The organism is Bacillus sp. MT(2024) (assembly GCF_036362845.1).
Lineage (GTDB): Bacteria > Bacillota > Bacilli > Bacillales > Bacillaceae > Bacillus > Bacillus velezensis.
Map to the genome: position 1 here is coordinate 2,094,180 of NZ_CP143632.1, position 15,964 is coordinate 2,110,143.

At 46.7% G+C, this 15,964-nt stretch carries 22 protein-coding genes and 1 pseudogene; 4 read left to right on the forward strand and 19 right to left on the reverse strand.

Going from position 1 to position 15,964, the window contains the following annotated elements:
- Positions 1-56 precede the first annotated feature (56 nt).
- The gene (gene deoD, locus VP472_RS10045) at positions 57-755 is read right to left on the reverse strand and encodes a purine-nucleoside phosphorylase (RefSeq protein ID WP_003153702.1); all 699 of its coding nucleotides are present in this window, start codon (positions 753-755) and stop codon (positions 57-59) included.
- Positions 756-890: 135 nt separating this feature from the next.
- On the opposite strand from deoD, the gene VP472_RS10050 reads away from it, so the two are divergent.
- On the forward strand, positions 891-1,016 hold the full coding sequence (locus VP472_RS10050) for a hypothetical protein (RefSeq protein ID WP_003153701.1): 126 nt from the start codon (positions 891-893) through the stop codon (positions 1,014-1,016).
- A gap of 54 nt (positions 1,017-1,070) precedes the next feature.
- On the opposite strand, the gene VP472_RS10055 is transcribed toward VP472_RS10050, so the two are convergent.
- The 3 genes from VP472_RS10055 to VP472_RS10065 form a co-directional block, all read right to left on the reverse strand.
- Positions 1,071-1,391 carry a YodL domain-containing protein gene (locus tag VP472_RS10055; RefSeq protein WP_003153700.1) on the reverse strand — a complete coding sequence of 107 codons (321 nt, stop codon included), beginning with the start codon at positions 1,389-1,391 and terminating at the stop codon, positions 1,071-1,073.
- 59 nt (positions 1,392-1,450) lie between these two features.
- Entirely contained in the window at positions 1,451-2,062 is a 612-nt protein-coding gene (locus VP472_RS10060) for a phosphatase PAP2 family protein (RefSeq protein ID WP_146277032.1), read from the reverse strand.
- A 73-nt stretch (positions 2,063-2,135) separates the two neighbouring features.
- The gene (locus VP472_RS10065; protein WP_003153696.1) at positions 2,136-2,309 is read right to left on the reverse strand and encodes a YozD family protein; all 174 of its coding nucleotides are present in this window, start codon (positions 2,307-2,309) and stop codon (positions 2,136-2,138) included.
- Positions 2,310-2,426: 117 nt separating this feature from the next.
- Between VP472_RS10065 and VP472_RS10070 the strand changes: the two genes are divergently transcribed.
- Positions 2,427-2,570 (forward strand): hypothetical protein, encoded by a 144-nt coding sequence (locus VP472_RS10070; protein WP_012117771.1) that lies wholly within the window; start codon positions 2,427-2,429, stop codon positions 2,568-2,570.
- On the opposite strand, the gene VP472_RS10075 is transcribed toward VP472_RS10070, so the two are convergent.
- The 15 genes and pseudogenes from VP472_RS10075 to cgeC all read right to left on the reverse strand — a co-directional run bounded on the left by VP472_RS10075 (position 2,567) and on the right by cgeC (position 14,329).
- Complete coding sequence (locus VP472_RS10075; protein ID WP_003153690.1) at positions 2,567-3,247, reverse strand: hypothetical protein; 681 nt, start codon at positions 3,245-3,247, stop codon at positions 2,567-2,569. The two genes, VP472_RS10070 and VP472_RS10075, sit on opposite strands and share 4 nt — an antisense overlap.
- Positions 3,248-3,388: 141 nt before the next feature.
- On the reverse strand, positions 3,389-3,676 hold the full coding sequence (locus VP472_RS10080) for a VOC family protein (protein ID WP_227005762.1): 288 nt from the start codon (positions 3,674-3,676) through the stop codon (positions 3,389-3,391).
- 328 nt (positions 3,677-4,004) lie between these two features.
- A complete protein-coding gene (locus VP472_RS10085; protein WP_003153684.1) occupies positions 4,005-4,229 on the reverse strand; it encodes a YozE family protein in 225 nt (74 codons plus the stop codon).
- Positions 4,230-4,303: 74 nt separating this feature from the next.
- Positions 4,304-4,582, reverse strand: coding sequence for a YokU family protein (locus VP472_RS10090; RefSeq protein ID WP_053573288.1), 279 nt, complete (start codon positions 4,580-4,582; stop codon positions 4,304-4,306).
- Positions 4,579-6,000 (reverse strand): lysine 2,3-aminomutase, encoded by a 1,422-nt coding sequence (gene ablA / locus VP472_RS10095; protein WP_101562175.1) that lies wholly within the window; start codon positions 5,998-6,000, stop codon positions 4,579-4,581. Before ablA ends, VP472_RS10090 begins: the two co-directional genes overlap by 4 nt.
- Positions 5,997-6,869: a putative beta-lysine N-acetyltransferase gene (ablB, locus tag VP472_RS10100; protein WP_153986746.1), complete on the reverse strand. Its 873-nt coding sequence runs from the start codon at positions 6,867-6,869 to the stop codon at positions 5,997-5,999. Before ablB ends, ablA begins: the two co-directional genes overlap by 4 nt.
- On the reverse strand, positions 6,832-8,133 hold the full coding sequence (locus VP472_RS10105; protein WP_003153675.1) for a peptidase: 1,302 nt from the start codon (positions 8,131-8,133) through the stop codon (positions 6,832-6,834). Before VP472_RS10105 ends, ablB begins: the two co-directional genes overlap by 38 nt.
- On the reverse strand, positions 8,105-8,800 hold the full coding sequence (locus VP472_RS10110) for a 3-oxoacid CoA-transferase subunit B (RefSeq protein WP_146277034.1): 696 nt from the start codon (positions 8,798-8,800) through the stop codon (positions 8,105-8,107). Before VP472_RS10110 ends, VP472_RS10105 begins: the two co-directional genes overlap by 29 nt.
- Complete coding sequence (locus VP472_RS10115) at positions 8,785-9,474, reverse strand: CoA transferase subunit A (RefSeq protein WP_003153673.1); 690 nt, start codon at positions 9,472-9,474, stop codon at positions 8,785-8,787. The genes VP472_RS10110 and VP472_RS10115 overlap by 16 nt, the downstream gene beginning before the upstream one ends.
- Positions 9,475-9,480: 6 nt before the next feature.
- Positions 9,481-10,812, reverse strand: coding sequence for an aspartate aminotransferase family protein (locus tag VP472_RS10120; RefSeq protein WP_094247863.1), 1,332 nt, complete (start codon positions 10,810-10,812; stop codon positions 9,481-9,483).
- A 267-nt stretch (positions 10,813-11,079) separates the two neighbouring features.
- Positions 11,080-11,513: pseudogene (locus VP472_RS10125) on the reverse strand (AraC family transcriptional regulator).
- A gap of 137 nt (positions 11,514-11,650) precedes the next feature.
- A complete protein-coding gene (locus VP472_RS10130) occupies positions 11,651-11,797 on the reverse strand; it encodes a YjcZ family sporulation protein (protein ID WP_014418145.1) in 147 nt (48 codons plus the stop codon).
- Between the two features lie 78 nt (positions 11,798-11,875).
- A complete protein-coding gene (locus VP472_RS10135) occupies positions 11,876-12,655 on the reverse strand; it encodes a GNAT family N-acetyltransferase (protein ID WP_063636667.1) in 780 nt (259 codons plus the stop codon).
- Positions 12,656-12,693: 38 nt separating this feature from the next.
- Positions 12,694-13,965: a glycosyltransferase family 2 protein gene (locus VP472_RS10140; RefSeq protein WP_146277038.1), complete on the reverse strand. Its 1,272-nt coding sequence runs from the start codon at positions 13,963-13,965 to the stop codon at positions 12,694-12,696.
- A 64-nt stretch (positions 13,966-14,029) separates the two neighbouring features.
- Positions 14,030-14,329: a spore maturation protein CgeC gene (gene cgeC / locus VP472_RS10145; protein WP_079891442.1), complete on the reverse strand. Its 300-nt coding sequence runs from the start codon at positions 14,327-14,329 to the stop codon at positions 14,030-14,032.
- Positions 14,330-14,539: 210 nt separating this feature from the next.
- Between cgeC and VP472_RS10150 the strand changes: the two genes are divergently transcribed.
- Together VP472_RS10150 and VP472_RS10155 are read left to right on the forward strand one after the other, a co-directional pair.
- Positions 14,540-14,971, forward strand: a complete 432-nt coding sequence (locus VP472_RS10150; RefSeq protein WP_003153666.1) for a hypothetical protein — start codon at positions 14,540-14,542, stop codon at positions 14,969-14,971.
- Between the two features lie 6 nt (positions 14,972-14,977).
- Entirely contained in the window at positions 14,978-15,934 is a 957-nt protein-coding gene (locus VP472_RS10155) for a CgeB family protein (RefSeq protein ID WP_063095002.1), read from the forward strand.
- Positions 15,935-15,964: the final 30 nt, after the last annotated feature.

Genomic DNA, 15,964 nt, shown 5'->3' on the forward strand with positions numbered 1-15,964 from the left:
CAGGGCGATGCATAAAGAAGAGGGCTGCTTTAATCAGCAGGACCCTCATCTCAAGTTTACGATACAGTATGCAGCGCCAGTTTAATCATATCATGAAAAGTCGTTTGACGCTCTTCTGCCGTTGTTTCTTCTCCCGTTAATACGTGATCGCTTACAGTCAGGATAGACAGCGCTTTTTTGCCGTATTTAGCGGCAAGCGTATATAAAGCAGTCGTTTCCATCTCTACGCCGAGGACGCCGTATCTGGCAAGCTTTTCGATTTGGGAGTCTTCATTGTAAAACTGATCGGCGGTGAATACGCTTCCGACCGCTACGGGAAGATTGTTTTTTTGCGCTTCCTGGTACGCTTTATGAAGCAGTTCGAAGTCTGCGCAAGGAGCATAATCTACACTGCCGAAGGCGACACGGTTCATCTGTGAATCCGTTGAAGACGTCATCGCCAAAATCACGTCACGCACCTTCACGTCATTACGGATGGCTCCGCATGAGCCGACTCTGATTAAGTTTTGAACATCATAGCTTTGAATCAGTTCATTCACATAAATAGAGATAGACGGAACACCCATGCCGGTGCCTTGGACTGATACTTTTTTGCCGTTATATGTACCCGTAAATCCGTACATTCCTCTGACTTCATTATAGCATTCCACATTTTCAAGATACGTTTCCGCAATAAATTTCGCTCGGAGCGGATCTCCCGGCAAAAGCACTGTATCCGCAATTTGGCCTTTTTCTGCGTTTATATGTACACTCATTTCCTTTTCCTCCTGCCTATTCAAACTCCCACCCATTGTACACTGAATAACGGTAAGAGACAATCATCAGCATGATCAGGGCGATCTTGGGCAGAATATGCGGGATGACAGCCTAAAGAAAAAGGAGTGAACATAATGGGCAAAAAACAGCGCAACCGGGTGACCGGCCAGAAAAAGAACAATCACGTGCCCGTTTCAGACGTCATTGCAGCTGATGAAGCGCATGGAAAAGAGCATTCCGCCGCTAAACGGAAGCCTTAACACTGTCTTTCCCAGACAATACGGAAGCCGGCTGAATCTTCAGCCGGCCCCGTCTTACCTCGGCTGGACGAGCAGCCGGTTAATTTTGCTCCATCCCGCAGGGTTAAGCCTGTAATAGGTCTTTCCTTTTCTTCCTTCGTCTATGAGTATGACGTCTCCGGTCGCTATGAATCTGGCTTGATAGTCGTTTGGGACCGTATCAGGCACATTAAAAACAGAAAATGCCCTTTCCAGTGCGTCTTGATGATTGTCAGCGGCCAGCTCTGTCCGATAGACGACCCTGTATCCCTTTTTCTCGCCGTAGCGGGGTGTTTGAAAAATCGTCACATCATAGGCACAAGTCTTTTTTTTAAACACGGGCAGCGATAACAGCATCAAGATCCCTCCCTCTTATTTCTTAATAGTATTAGCGTTTTTTCTCATTTTTCCTGTCTCTATTTTTGTCGAAACGGATGATACTTTTCGTCAAAGAGCGCAAAAAGCGAAACGAGGCAAAGTCCGAGACTGAATCCGGCAAGGACATCCGTCGGAAAATGCGCGCCCAAATAAATTCTGCTGAATCCGATCAGAATGACGAGAACTCCGGTAAAGACGGTGACGGCCCTCTTTCTTTTCGTGAAAAACGGAACATGCTTGATCAAAAAGTAAGCGATGACGGGATACATCACTGCCGAATTCATGGAGTGGCCGCTCGGAAAACTATATGAGGTTTCATGGACGAGCGGTTCAAAAGCGGGTCTGGCTCTTTCAATCAATTCTTTTATTTTTATGTTTACAATCCGTTCAATGAGAAAGAGAAGCGGCAAAAAAACAACATCCGGCGTTTTTTTGTACATATACAGAGCTGCGCCTGTCAAAAGAAGAAGCGGCAAAAGCACCGCGGTCGTGCCGAGCTCCGTTATCCATAACATCAATTCATTCAGCCAGACAGACCTGATCCTGACAGCCGCTTCTATCACACGCTCATCAAAAGCCCGGACGGCTTCTATCCGGATCGCTGCTGCGAGCAGAATAAACAATGCGAAAAGACTTGCTGGCTTGTACAACGTTTTCCCCCCATGTTTCATTCTCCCGAGCTGATTGAAAAAACCGAAGCTTTTTCACTTCGGTTCCGCAGTTTCAGTCTTCATCAAGCTCTTCGTCTATCATACATTTTTCTAATAAATAATCAAAGGTGATGTCGGCTATTTCGAAGATTTCCTCTTCACTCGGTATGTACCCGCGCATAGCAAGCTGACTGTAAAAATAATCAGCTATTTCTTCTGTGTCAATCACAAGATCTATTTCTTTCATGCAAACACCGCCTCCTTTTTTATGTTTTATGAAAAAACCGTTCAAATTATACCCGAAAGTTCTAAACGTTTTGTCCGCTCATATACTTTTAAAAAACAAGCCCCGGAGGGAGAAAAGATGATGACGAAAATGATGGCTTTATTGGACGGAGATGGATTTGATATCGTATTGGAAAAAGTGCTGAAAGGAATGTCGTTTGTCATCTTTGCCGGCTGTCTGCCCTGGTTTTTATATGTCACCGTCCGTTTTTTTGCCGGCTAGCTGAAATGCTCCCGCAGGCTTTCCAGCACAAAATTCATCATATCTTTATATTCTTCGTCACCGAACAAATGATAAAGAATCTTATAATCGTTATAAATATCAAGCAGCTCATCTACAATCGATACCGCCAGCACATGCAGGGCATCGGGATCATCAGCATCGCCTTCAAACTGAAGAAGAGCAGACGCGACGGTATCCTCGCCGATCTCATGAGATGCTTCCCCAACATAGTGGACAAACAGCAGCTGATGCACAAACTGATCCATTTCATATTTTCTCAGAACCAGCGTGAGATCCTCTTCCTCCGTTTCAAGCCACTCTCCGTCTTTCAGCCGAGTAAGCTCATAAATAATATCCTCCCAGCCATCCTCTAAATATCTCCAAATTTCAGTTCTGTGACCGATAACTCGGAATAATTCCTTTCCGTAGTCCTTTACATATACGACATCGCCGATCAGAAATTCATATTCAATATCTAATTTTTCCATATCGACGATCACGCCCTCATAATCTTTATAAAGCTGGATGGACGATTCAAAATAAAGCACTTCATTATGATTGACTTCATAAAGATAATGTTTATCAATTTGATGAACCTTCGTAATGGTGCCGACGGTTCCGTACATCACGACGACCACGATGTCTCCCACTTGAAATTTCGGTTTATCTGGCTTCATGCTGTCTCCCCCTTGCCGCGGACTGTCATACGCTATCGTATGCCGGCCGCCATCATTTCGCATGGGCATGAAAACCACAGGAAATATCTATTTCTGCACCTGTTCAAAATGGCAAAAACCCCAACATGCTTGTGCGTTTTTTCACTTACCGTAACAGAAGCGTCTGATGGCATTGCGCTCTCGAGCGAATGAGCAGTAACAATGACGAGACAAAAAGCGCCTGTTTTGAATGAGTTTTTGTTTATTTCTCCATGACGCAAAGATAAATACCCGGCCCGAAGGCATGTTGACAATCTCACCGCCGTGATGTTCAAAATTTGCCGTGAAACACATCATCGAAGATGTATGGAGATCCAATTCCGGCTGCATATCTGCAATGGCTTGTTTATCATGAAGAACCAAACTCGTTTCGGCTTTCAATGAAGCCACAACTTCAATCCGCTTCAACCTTGTCACATAAAATTCCCTTTTCCGTCCAAACGTCAGTGCCTCACCATAGATCATTTGATTCCTCTCACTTCATTTAAATGTTTGATGATTTCTCCGTGAAAAGAGGCTCCTTACACGGGAACCCGCCGGCAGCAGGCCTGATCCGGTGAACTCTGCAGCTATACATTCTATTGCCTTATGATCCGTGCCGTCAGGAAGATTTGTTTACGTGCTGATCAAAACGGACGGCATTTCGGGATTTGATCATACGGCACCTCATAAGCGAGTGATTTCAACAGAAAAAAACCGCACAATGTGCGGTTTTTCGTCAGGCGTGATGCACCTCGGTCTCATATTTTTCCCAAGCTTCATCAAATGTCGCCATCGTTTCTAAATAGTCGGCGCTCAGTTCTAAATAAGAACTGAGCTCGTGATAATCGCTTGACGTTTTCGGAAAGCCGTGATCTTCGTATGCCTGATTCGCAAACCGGCTGATTGCGTCCTGCGGTTTGGGATGCCTGTATTTCATCAAATAGTGATAAAAGGATTTCATGGGTTTCCCCTCCTGATGACTGTCTTTTGTTGTACTATTATACAATTCAAGTGTGAAATTACAACAAAAGAAGACTAGGAGAAGTCAAAATAATTCCGTTTCAAGATCCGTTCTGTCCCCATCAGCTCTTGATATGTGAGTGTTTCCGGTAATTTTTTTGCATTGACTAAAAAAAGCTGATTTTCGATTTCCGCTATGACCGCTTCCTCCTGATACGTCATGCCGCAGGAGGAACAGGCGAATGCGGGTGTTTCTGTAATTTCTATGGCTCTCGTACCGTCAGGAAGCTCCCAGTACACAGCCGCCTGACAAGCTGACGCCTTCTGATTGCCGCACCACTCGCATGGCTTCACGGCGACTCACCTCCGACTTCCGATCCTGCTTTTTGCTCTTTCTTTTGCTGTGCAATAAATTTCTTTTCTTTCAATTCATCTCTCTTTTCCCTGCGGTCTTTCAGCGTTTCATGATCAGGGTTTGATGTAAACGTTTTCCTCCTGTCGATTCTCGATACATTTTCCGGTGTGAACGAAACCTCTTTGTCCGCGAAAATGGCGCTCAGTCCGACCGGCTCGCGTTTGGCCATTGTTCCCGGAAAAACAGATTCAAAATAGTCGTCGGCTTGATTCGGGATATAGTTTTCCGGCTCGGGATAAGATGTAATCACCCCTTCGAAGTTTCTGATCACTACTTTCTCCGGACTTTGGGAGAGCAAGTAGTTCGGCTGCAGGGCGATTTTACCGCCTCCGCCAGGGGCGTCGACGACAAAGGTCGGCACGGCAAAGCCCGTTGTGTGGCCTCTCAGTCCTTCAATGATTTCCAGCCCTTTTGACACAGGCGCTCTGAAATGGCCGATTCCCTCTGACAAATCACATTGATAAATATAATACGGCCGCACGCGGATTTTCACTAAATCATGCATGAGTTTTTTCATAATCGGTACCGAATCGTTAATGCCTGCTAAAATAACGGCCTGGTTACCGACCGGAACACCTGCGTTAACGAGCTTTTCACACGCCGCAACCGATTCTTCCGTCAGTTCGATGCTCGTATTAAAATGAGTGTTCAGCCAGACCGGATGATATTTTTTCAAAATCTGACAAAGGTTATCCGTTATCCGCTGCGGAAATACGACGGGCGCTCTCGTTCCGATCCTGATAATTTCAAGGTGGGGAATGTCACGCAGGTTTTTCAAAATATATTCCAGAATCTGATCGTTGATTAAAAGCCCGTCTCCGCCGGAAATCAGGCAGTCACGGATTTCCGGCGTTTCCCGGATGTAAGCGATTGCCGCATCGAGCTGTTTTTTCGGCACCCCCATTCCGATCTGTCCGGAAAAACGCCTTCTGGTGCAGTATCGGCAATACATCGAGCATTGATTTGTCACCAGAAAAAGAACGCGGTCGGGATAGCGGTGCGTAAGACCGGGAACCGGTGAATCTTCATCTTCAAACAGCGGATCTTCAAGGTCATATTTCGTTTTGTGCATTTCTTCTGACAGCGGCACGGACTGCATGCGGATCGGACATCTCGGGTTATCGGGATCCATTAAAGAAGCATAATAAGGCGTAATGTTCAGGGGAATGGTTTTTACAGACATCCTGACGCCTTCTTCTTCCTCTTCGGTCAAATGAATGACTTTTTTCAGGTCATCGACGGTTCTTACAGTATGGGTGAGCTGCCACAGCCAATCATTCCACTTGTCTTCCGGCACATCTTTCCACAATTCAATCTCCTTCCAATGACGCTTCGGCTGAAACCATTGGTTTGTCAAACGAATTCCTCCTTATGAATGGCCAAACGTAAAGTCTTGCACCATATATTCATATTTTCGAGCCCTTCTGAAATGCGGCAGTTGTTCACAAGCCTGCCTCTGTAGCCGTATCCCGCATGATACAAAACGGCATTCATCCCGTAAGACGCTGCACGGGCCAAGGAAAAAAGATGAATGATTCCCCGGCCAGCGAGTTCCTGCTCCAACGCTTTAAACAAGTGTGCCGTTACGAAGTTCCCCCTGTAACCTGACAGAACCGCGCAATCGGTCATTTCAGCGTGCCCCAATACCGGATTGATATCTGCGCTTGCCGCCCCAATGAGACGATCCTGATCGAATGCGGCATAATAGATGGTGTTTTCTTTCATTGTTTTTTTAATATAAAGGGGATTAAAGACAGGAGTCGGATAGGTAAGAAAAACATGTTTATATAAGTGCGATAAGCAGTCTGCATCATCTTCGTCCGCTTTTCTGAACATCAGCGTGCTTTCTGTTTGAGTCAGTCCCCGCCGCGGTGTCTCATATAAACAGTCAACAGTCGAATCTTCTGATACATATGAATCTGACCGTCTCCGTTCCTCTGATAAATAGCGCACCATCACAACAGCCTCATGCCCGTTGTAATACCCGTCTATGACACCCTCAACAATAAAAAGATGCTTGACAAATTCCGGCTCATCGCCGCGCTTGGCAAAGAAAATCACCTTTTGGGCTCCTTCTTGCTTTGCTTCTGCCAAAACGGCCGGTATAAGCGCCGTGATCTGTCCGTCATAACGAATGACCCTGATCCGCTCATTGAAACGGTCTGCATCAATCTCGGCCGCTCCGCTTTCAGCCCTCAGTTCCTTTATCAGCTCCGTCACCCCCATCTGCCACCCCGCACCATTCCATGATAAAAAGAGAAATGATTTTGACGGCATCGATTAACGCCCGGACTTCAATGTATTCATTCGCCTGATGCGCCGCCTTGACTTCTCCCGGACCGAAGACGATGACCGGTGTCTGTCCCGCGTGCTGCAAAAGCCCTCCGTCCGTTCCCCACGGGGACGCTTCACGAACCGGTTTTGCCCCTTTCATTTTCTCAAAAGAAGATTCCAGAGCGGAAATCAGCGGATGCTCATCCGGGAGATCATTCGGAAGCCACTGAGCTCCAAACCATTCTATTTCCGCGGGGTGGTGTTTAAACCATTCATCCCGGTACTCCAAATCTTTCAGCCAGCTTGCCAGCTCTTCTTTTACTGCTTCGGGCGTTTCATCCGGCGCTATTCCGCACCTGCCTTCTATCACCACACGGTCAGCTACCGATGATGGCCACGTTCCCCCTTGGACGGTGCCGATATTAATGGGAACCGGAATCGGAACGTCCCGATAAAGCGGGTCTGTGATACGGGCGTTGCGGACGTGTTCAAGCTCTTTAAGGGCTGTGATGACATGCAGGCTTTTTTCAATGGCGCTCACCCCTTCATAGCGGGTGCCGCCGTGTGCGGACAATCCTCTTACCGTAATGCGGAACCACATAGACCCTTGCTGCTTAACAAACAGCTTTAAATTAGTCGGTTCGGGAATAAGCGCCCCGTCAGCCTTGTAGCCCCTCATAACAGCCGCCAGTGTTCCCGCGCCGCCGCACTCTTCATCTACGACACTTTGAAACAGAACATCTCCTTTTAACGTAATCCCGCAGGCTTCAAGCGCTTCTAACGCAAACAAGAGGGCTGTATTGCCGCCTTTCATATCCGTTGAACCGCGTCCGTAAACTTTGCCGTCCTTTTCAACAGCGGTAAACGGTTCATACGTCCATGCGGCGGGATTTCCTTCCGGGACAACATCAATATGTCCGTTCAGTATCAGTGATCTTCCGCCCCCGGCCCCTTTCTTTACGGCTGTGATATTCGGGCTTTCATGGAAGTCTTCGCGTTCCGATACAAAATAAGGATGCTCTTTCAACTGTTTGACACTCGGCTCCCAGACATCAATATCCATGTCAAACTGTCTCAGTTTTTCTAAAACGACTGCCTGTGCGTTAAATTCATGGCCGAACGTGCTTTTTTCCCCGATCAGCCGTTTCAGCAGGCTTACCGCTTTTGCTGTGTTTTCTTCCGCCCACTCAGTGACTTTCTTTTCTAATTGATCCATGGACAGACCCCCTTTTAAGAAAACATTCTCCCAATCTGATTTCGGCATCCGTTGTTTGAATGACATCGTCTATGGTCGTGCCATTCAGCAGTTCCTCAAGAACAAAAGCCCCATAATCTATGCTGATGACAGCTTTCTCTGTAATGATGAGATCTGCACAGCCCGCTGCTGTAAGCGGCAATGAACAGCTTTCGACCAGCTTCGGCCGGCCTTTCTGATCGGTGTGGCTCATGACGACAACCACTTTTTTCGCGCCTTGGGCAAGCTCCATCGCCCCGCCCATTCCGGGCACCTTTTTCCCCGGCACGAGCCAATTGGCGAGATCACCTGTCCTGCTGACTTGGAGCGCGCCTAAAATGGTAATATCTATCAGCCCTTTTCTGATCATGGCAAAAGACAGAGCTGAATCAAAATAGGAAGCACCCTTAACTGTACTAACAGGAAATCCGGCCGCATTGCATAAAAGCTCATCCTCCTCTCCGCGCTCCGGACTACCGCCGATCCCGAGGACGCCGTTTTCCGCCTGCAGCATTACCTCCATGCCGGCCGGCAGAAAGTTCGGCACTAAAGAAGGAATGCCGATCCCCAGGTTGACAATCATACCTGAGGTAATTTCACTGGCGGCCCGCCTTGCGATACTCTCTCTTTCCGCTATTCCCAAGCCCATCTCCACTTCACTCCTTCACTTTGCACGACACCCTCCACGAAAACGCCCGGCGTTACAATATGCTCGCTGTCAAGTTCCCCGGCAGGCACAATCTCTGCCGCCTCAGCAAATGTTCTTTCGGCCGCAGCAGCCATCAGAGGGTTCATGTTGCGCGCCGTTTTGTCAAACGTCAGATTTCCGAATTCATCAGCAATATGTGCCGACACAAAAGCGAAATCAGCCGTCAGCGCTTTTTCAACTAAATAGGACTTTCCGTCAATCGTTACGGTTTCTTTGTTTTCACAAACGGTTGCGTTATCAATGCCGATATCAGTTAAAATACCGCCTAGCCCCGCTCCGCCTGCGCGAATCCGTTCAGCAAGCGTCCCTTGCGGCGAAAATTCCACCTCAAGCGCTCCGTCAGTCATTTGTCTGCCTGCGACAGGATTTGAGCCGATATGGGAAGCGATCAGCCTTTTTACCCGCTTATGAACGATAAGCGGGCCGATACCGATTTCCGGAAATCCGGCATCATTGCAGATGACGGTCAATTCTTTAACGCCGCTTTCCAAAATCGCTTCGATTAATGACGGAGGTGAACCCACTCCTCCAAAACCGCCGAACATGATGACAGATTCGTCCTTGACATCGGCAATTGCTTCATGAATATCGATTTTTTTATGAAAAATAGACATATCAGCTCAATCCTTCTTCATCATTTTTTCAGCTTCTTCTGCGGACTGGGAAAATAGATCTGACAGCTCATCCAGCTCCGCATATGAAATCGTGAACGGCGGGGCGATAATGACGGCGTCTCCTTCTCCGCTGTCAATACCGGGCTTTGCAGGGTAAATAAGCAGGCCCCGTTTTTTTGCCGCTTTAATGATTTTTTCGGTGAAGGCCTGTTTTTTCGAAAAAACGTCCTTCGTCGTTTTATCCTTAACGAATTCAACCCCGATCAGGAGGCCTTTACCGCGGACATCCCCGATCACCCCGCTGCGGTCTTTGATTTCTTCTAATTTCCGCTTCAGCATTACGCCTTTTTCCTCTGACTGCCGAAGCAGCTCGTGTTTCTTGACATAGCGAAGCACTTCAAGCGCCGCTCTTGCACAGTATGGGTTGGCACTGTACGTATGTCCGCTCATAATGACCCCGGAGCCCCGCTTGATCGTTTCAATGATGTCATCAGACGCAACAGCTGCCGCAATCGGAGCGTAACCGGCGCCTAACCCTTTTCCGAGCACCGCGATATCAGGGGCGATCCCCCAATGCTCAGAAGCAAGCATCCGCCCTGTTCTCCCGAGCCCCGTCATGACTTCATCCGCAATAAACAAAATACCGTGCCTGCGGCAGACAACCTCAAGCGCTTCATAATAACCTGCCGGCGGAGTGATGGCCGCCCCGGCTGCTCCGACAATCGGCTCTGCGACAAAACCCGCGATAAATGAGGAACCGATCCGCTGAACAGCCGTTTCCAGTTCAGCCGCCGCAGCTTTCACAAATTCCTCTCCCTGCAGCTCTGAACGATACATATTAGGCGCTGAAACGGCCGGAAACCGTTCAAGCAGCTGGGTGAAGCGGTATCTCCGTTCGTAGAACCCCGATAATGAAAGCGCTCCCAAAGTAATGCCGTGGTAACTGCCCCATCTTGATAGAAAGACGGATTTTTGATATTGCCCTTTTTCCTGCCAATATTGAACGGCTATTTTCATCGCTGTTTCGACTGCCTCTGAGCCGCTGTTTACAAAAAATGACCAATTCAGCCCGCCCGGCAGATGATCGGCCAGAAATAAAGCCAGTTCTTCTGCCGGAGTACTGGTGAATTGCGAGCGATACACAAACGAAACGGAGTCAAGCTGCTCTTTTAAAGCTTGTATAATATCCTCCGTGCCGTGACCGATATTGCAAGTGACCGCCCCCGATGCTCCGTCAAGATACTTGTTCCCCTCCTGATCATACACATATGATCCCTTTCCATGACTGACTGACGGATAATTTGCGTCAAGCTCCGGTTTGATTAAATAGCTCCCCATATCTTTCCACCTCGAAAACCCATTTGCTTCATTGTATGAACAGATGAATAACCGCATTCTTTCCTTCAAAAAGTTTTTTGCAGAAAATACCTTTCTGTAAAACAGGCTGCCGGAGATGTCCCGACAGCCTGAAGAGCGTTCTGGAAATTCTATTACTACTGTTGATTTTATTCTTTCTTCGGTTCTGCTATTTATCTGCTCAGCTCATCATCACATCATTTTTGATCTGAATCTGTATAAGCAGAAGGCGGAAAATTCCCGTCTTCTTTACTGTATGGGAATCAATATTTCACACAAATGATGATTCACCTTTTGTAAAGTATACCTTTCGATAATGGGCTGTTCTCTGATTGATAAATTATTTTTTTCGATCTCAGAAAAAACAGTGTTCCAAAATCCGCTGACTGCCTCTTTTGTATGATCAAGCAAGAAAACAGCGTACTTCCCTCCGGAAAATGTACCGATCCGGGCTGGTTCAGGCACATGGTCTTGATTGGTAACAAGACAAACATCATAGCGGCATTTCTCTTTAGGAGTACGATTCGGATGATCTTGCGGAATTCCTAAAATGACAGAATGATCAAGCAGGCCATTCAATTGCGCCCAGTTTTTAAATGGCTCCATCAGTTTCCGCCATACTCTCCGACGTTTCGGAAATAAGCAATTCTGGATTCGGGTAATTCTTCAATCGTTATGTTCACATTTTCTCCCCCTTCTCCAGAAAGGTAATATGTATTAAAATGTTTTTCAAGCTGATTTTTCAGCATGGAAATAACAAAAAGCCTGCAGAAAGTGATGTTCTCTGCAGGCTGATTTTCATAATAGGATTTTTTTCAGTCTAACAAATAAAAGCCGCACCGACGATGATTAATAAAATAAACAATACAACGATCAGCACAAAAGTGCTGGTTCCGCCTCCGCAGCCGCCGTGCCCGTAACCATAGCCAAAACTGCCGCAACCGTAGCCATATCCGTATCCGTACATACGCAATTCATCCTTTCTTCTTACGATATACGGCATTGTATGCGGGCCAACTCCCAATTGGTTTATGCGAATGCCCAACTATGTAAGAAAATAATGAAAAATTGTATGCACGCGCCGAAATCTTTTGAAACCGAGTTTTTCATAAAAGCGGTTTACACCGTCCATCCCGGACGTCACAAGGTATACGGTTTCCATGCCGTTCAGCTTTGCCGCCGCCATCAGCTCATTCATCAATATCGATCCGTAGCCTTTTCGTTGGAATTGATCCAGAATTGCGACTTCTTCTATTTTTGCGGTTTTATCTGCTTTGTTGATGAAAAGCTCTCCGCAGCCGATCGGAATCGTTTGCGAGGCGTCGCTGTAGCACACGACAAGCATAACCGTTCCGTCCTTATACAAAGGATATTTCCGCTCAAGCTTTTGTTCGGCCGCCGCCTCGCCAATGTAAAGGGCATCATAGATGTTCATAATAGACGACCCGTCGGCGAGGCTTTTTTCCGTCCCCCAAGCAGTGAGCGGGTGTCCTGCCTGCAGGTCCCCATTTGCCAGTTTCCTTGCAAAAAACAGCTCATCTTCCACTACGCAGCCCTGCTTTACCAGAGTTTGTTTCAGAAGAAGCGGAAATGCGTGCTCCGGAGACGCTTTCACATGAATATAATTGGCTTGAAGCATGCCCGGAACGGACGAAAAAAACGGCAGCAGTTTGTCTAACGGAAATGTACGGTGCAGCTGAACAAAGTTATGCGAAAAAATCTGCGGCAAAAAAGGGTCCGTATATACACTGAAATGCTCGAACCTCTGAATGCCGGAAGTAAGCTCTATATACTGCTTCTCGGTTTTATCAAATTGATCGGTCATAAAAGCTCTCCTTTTCCTTACACATCCGACTGCATCTCTCAACCTTTTGTTATATTGAGATTTCTTATAATTTCATCGTACACCGGATAGAACGGCATTCCAATTGGTAATTGTTTAATTTTCTGAAAGGAAATGGGTATCGCCTTCTGATTCGCAAAAAAGCGTTTCGCTACATCATGACTGATCGGATGGAGAACCCCTCTCAAATAAACATAAAATTTCCGTTCAATGCGAAACAGCATTCTCCCGGGCAGATGTTGAATACAGCCCGATGCCCCCCGGCTGATCGGCGGACCGTCCGGAAGCGATTGTATTTCGGCCCGTTCTAAAGCCGGAATGTCATGCCGTTTAAATCGGTAAAAGCGAAATGCGCTATGATCAACCAGCCTTTTCTCCCCGTCTTCTATAAAATAAACATGAAACTGATCCCTGACGAGCTGAAAATTCGGAATACTGGCGGAGTCCTCTTCCTCATATTGAAATAAAAACGGATCCGGAATGACGACGGTTCGGCCTTCATATAACGTATGCCAGCGCTCGTTTACAGGCTTCCTTTTATTTCGGTCAAGCTGATATACTTTCTGATCCGTCCCCTTTACAAAGGATCCGTCGATCAGGACAGACGGAAGCGATTGATACGTGTTCTGAAATGAGTGGGGTGTTTTATAGGTCGTATCCAACACTTCTTTTATCGGCAGAAATGATGTAAATGTGTTGAGCCTGCTCCAAAAAACAGAGTCTCCGTGATTCCAATGGATAACATCTTCGTCCCAAAAGCTGCCGAACTTCTCTTTCACACGCTCAAGCAATGATCTCCGGTGCATCACTGAACAGTGATCAACGAGAAAAGCGGCCTGATCAAGCACCTCTTCAGCGAAACGATAGAAGTGGAATTGTTCTGTTCCGCGCCCGTTTACATGTATCACCTTCTGGCTGGAATAGACGGCATCAAACTCGCTGCATTGATTAAGCGCTTCCGCCATGCGGCTGAGCCTATTCGGATGAAATACGGTGTCGTCTGTCAAATAAGTGATGTATTCGCCTTCGGCCCGTGAAAGCGCATCATTAATCAAAACGGCATACCGGGTCGACTTCAGCCGTTCGGCCGGATTGATAAAACTGTTGTCATAATATATGCGATGATCTTTTATATACGTACTGATGGCAGCCGAGGTTTCTTCATTTGAATGATCATCCATCACAAACAGCTCCCAATTGCTGTAGGTCTGATGCAAAACACTTTCAATCGCCTGTTTCACAAGATCCGGTTTGTTGTAACTCGTTAAGATAATTGAGATCTTCTTTTCCATCCCATCACCCCTTCTGTAAAACGTAAAAAACGGCTCCGAAAGAGACAGAGCCTGATATCCGTTATTAAAAAGCACCCCAGCTGACGATGCTTGAAATCGCGACGTTTGATCTCGTATTATTGAGCGGATTTTGAAAAACGGCCAAATCTGACAGCACTTCTTTGACAATTACGTTCTGCAGTGTGCTGCCGTTAATCAGATTGACGCGCGGTACAGGAACCCCAAGCTCTTTTGCCATTATAAGCTGACGCCGCAAATCTGAATGATCTCCGGACGGCTGATGAGATAACAAAAGAAGAAGAAGCAGTACGAGCTGAAATTCCTCCTCAAAACCCCCGTGTTTTACAGTTTCTCCTGAATCCAAAATATTCCTCTCCTTCATTTTTTAATCTATACAACGTATGTCATTCTCTTACAATCCGCATAGGCAAACAAAGCCTGATTCGAAAATTCAGCTGTTTGATTAAATATTGAAAAAAACACAAGCAAAACGGCATTCGACTTATACCAATCTCTTCAATCAGGAATATGAATAAACGTGAGGTTGAAATTGTTAAAGGAGGTGTATGTCCGCATGAGCGAGGATCGTTTGGAGCTTAAAAAGAACTTATTGAAAACTCTTTTAGCCCCTGTATTTGACAACAGCGCTTTATCTGGCGGCACAGATGGAGGAGATAACGTGAAAAACAGCGTAAAAGAATTATTGGAATCGGCAATTGATGCAAAAGTAGATGAAGCAGCGGCGAAAGACAGTCTCAGCGCACAATCAGTATTGGGAAGCGGTATTTCATTAGCGGCGAGATGGATTTTTGCAAGAATTCAGCCCGGCACTGTCATCAGCATTGTGATGGATTCAGGAGACATGATCGGCCCGGTTCAATTTGTTTCCTTTGACGAAATTCACGGAATCGTTTTTGTTACGCAGGAAAATTCCGTTACACCGGCAGGCTCTGCTACAACATTGCTTGACGTCGACAAAGTTGAAAGTGTCACGTTCACTTCGTAACAGCATATGAACGTTTTATATATCCGTTCAGGATATAAAGGCATATACACGTATTTTGACCGCTGGATCGAGGAAGGCTTTTTACAGTCTTCCGTCCGCTTTTTTTCTGTTTCTGAGTTTGAGGAAGATACCATCCGCAGTATACGGGCATTCAAACCAGACATCAGTCTGATGATGACGGGAGACCGTATTCCGTCTGAATGGCTTCAATGGCTGAAGACAGAACAGATTCCCGTTTATCTATGGATGACGGAGGATCCTTTTTATTTCGATGTGAGCATGACAATCGCCCCGCTTGCCGATGCCGTTTTAACGATAGAACAAAACGCGCTTGATGCTTACCGGCAAATGGGCTTACAGCACGTATATTATGTCCCGATCCCCGTTAATCAGCGGCTTTTTAAGAAACAACCTGCTGAAGCCTCTCTTCACACAAATCTGCTTCTGATCGGATACCCGTATCCGAACCGCGTTGAACTGGTGAAAGCAGCGGCGAAGCTTCCGTATACGCTTCGTATTATCGGGAAGGGATGGCGCAGACATCTGCCTAAAAAAATCGCCAGGCAGCAAAATGTGCTCGTAATGGATGAATGGATTGAACCCGAACACGCCGCATTATATTACAACAGCGCAGACGTGGTCTTAAACCCTCACCGTTCTTATCGGTTTGCGCTCAATCAGAACGGACGCGGCATCGAAAATACCAGTTTAAATACGAGAAGCTTAGACATTGCGGCTTGTCAGGCCTTTCAGCTGACAGACCTTTCTCCCGCGCCCCCGTTTTCATCATTTGTTTCTTACAGCGGGTTTGCGGATTTTGCGGATAAGATCCATTTTTATATGACAAACCCGGGTGAACGTAAACAAATCGCGGCGCTTAATTATCAAGAGACAGTACCGGCGTACACGTATGACCGGCTGCCGGCTGTGCTTACGGCTATCCGTTCCAAGACTTTCTCATGAAACGCTCTTCACATCAAAAAGCAGCTTGGA

What these genes read in the sequence shown, in the direction of transcription:
- VP472_RS10085 (WP_003153684.1), bottom strand. Translation starts at nt 4,229, where the DNA reads ATGAAATCCTTTTATCACTATTTGATGAAATACAGGCATCCCAAACCG.
- ablB (WP_153986746.1), bottom strand. Translation starts at nt 6,869, where the DNA reads ATGGGGGTGACGGAGCTGATAAAGGAACTGAGGGCTGAAAGCGGAGCG.
- VP472_RS10140 (WP_146277038.1), bottom strand. Translation starts at nt 13,965, where the DNA reads ATGGAAAAGAAGATCTCAATTATCTTAACGAGTTACAACAAACCGGAT.
- VP472_RS10070 (WP_012117771.1), top strand. Translation starts at nt 2,427, where the DNA reads ATGATGACGAAAATGATGGCTTTATTGGACGGAGATGGATTTGATATC.
- VP472_RS10115 (WP_003153673.1), bottom strand. Translation starts at nt 9,474, where the DNA reads ATGTCTATTTTTCATAAAAAAATCGATATTCATGAAGCAATTGCCGAT.
- VP472_RS10155 (WP_063095002.1), top strand. Translation starts at nt 14,978, where the DNA reads ATGAACGTTTTATATATCCGTTCAGGATATAAAGGCATATACACGTAT.
- VP472_RS10110 (WP_146277034.1), bottom strand. Translation starts at nt 8,800, where the DNA reads ATGGGCTTGGGAATAGCGGAAAGAGAGAGTATCGCAAGGCGGGCCGCC.
- VP472_RS10050 (WP_003153701.1), top strand. Translation starts at nt 891, where the DNA reads ATGGGCAAAAAACAGCGCAACCGGGTGACCGGCCAGAAAAAGAACAAT.
- VP472_RS10120 (WP_094247863.1), bottom strand. Translation starts at nt 10,812, where the DNA reads ATGGGGAGCTATTTAATCAAACCGGAGCTTGACGCAAATTATCCGTCA.
- VP472_RS10055 (WP_003153700.1), bottom strand. Translation starts at nt 1,391, where the DNA reads ATGCTGTTATCGCTGCCCGTGTTTAAAAAAAAGACTTGTGCCTATGAT.
- VP472_RS10130 (WP_014418145.1), bottom strand. Translation starts at nt 11,797, where the DNA reads ATGTACGGATACGGATATGGCTACGGTTGCGGCAGTTTTGGCTATGGT.
- VP472_RS10150 (WP_003153666.1), top strand. Translation starts at nt 14,540, where the DNA reads ATGAGCGAGGATCGTTTGGAGCTTAAAAAGAACTTATTGAAAACTCTT.
- VP472_RS10135 (WP_063636667.1), bottom strand. Translation starts at nt 12,655, where the DNA reads ATGACCGATCAATTTGATAAAACCGAGAAGCAGTATATAGAGCTTACT.
- deoD (WP_003153702.1), bottom strand. Translation starts at nt 755, where the DNA reads ATGAGTGTACATATAAACGCAGAAAAAGGCCAAATTGCGGATACAGTG.
- VP472_RS10105 (WP_003153675.1), bottom strand. Translation starts at nt 8,133, where the DNA reads ATGGATCAATTAGAAAAGAAAGTCACTGAGTGGGCGGAAGAAAACACA.
- VP472_RS10075 (WP_003153690.1), bottom strand. Translation starts at nt 3,247, where the DNA reads ATGAAGCCAGATAAACCGAAATTTCAAGTGGGAGACATCGTGGTCGTC.
- VP472_RS10065 (WP_003153696.1), bottom strand. Translation starts at nt 2,309, where the DNA reads ATGAAAGAAATAGATCTTGTGATTGACACAGAAGAAATAGCTGATTAT.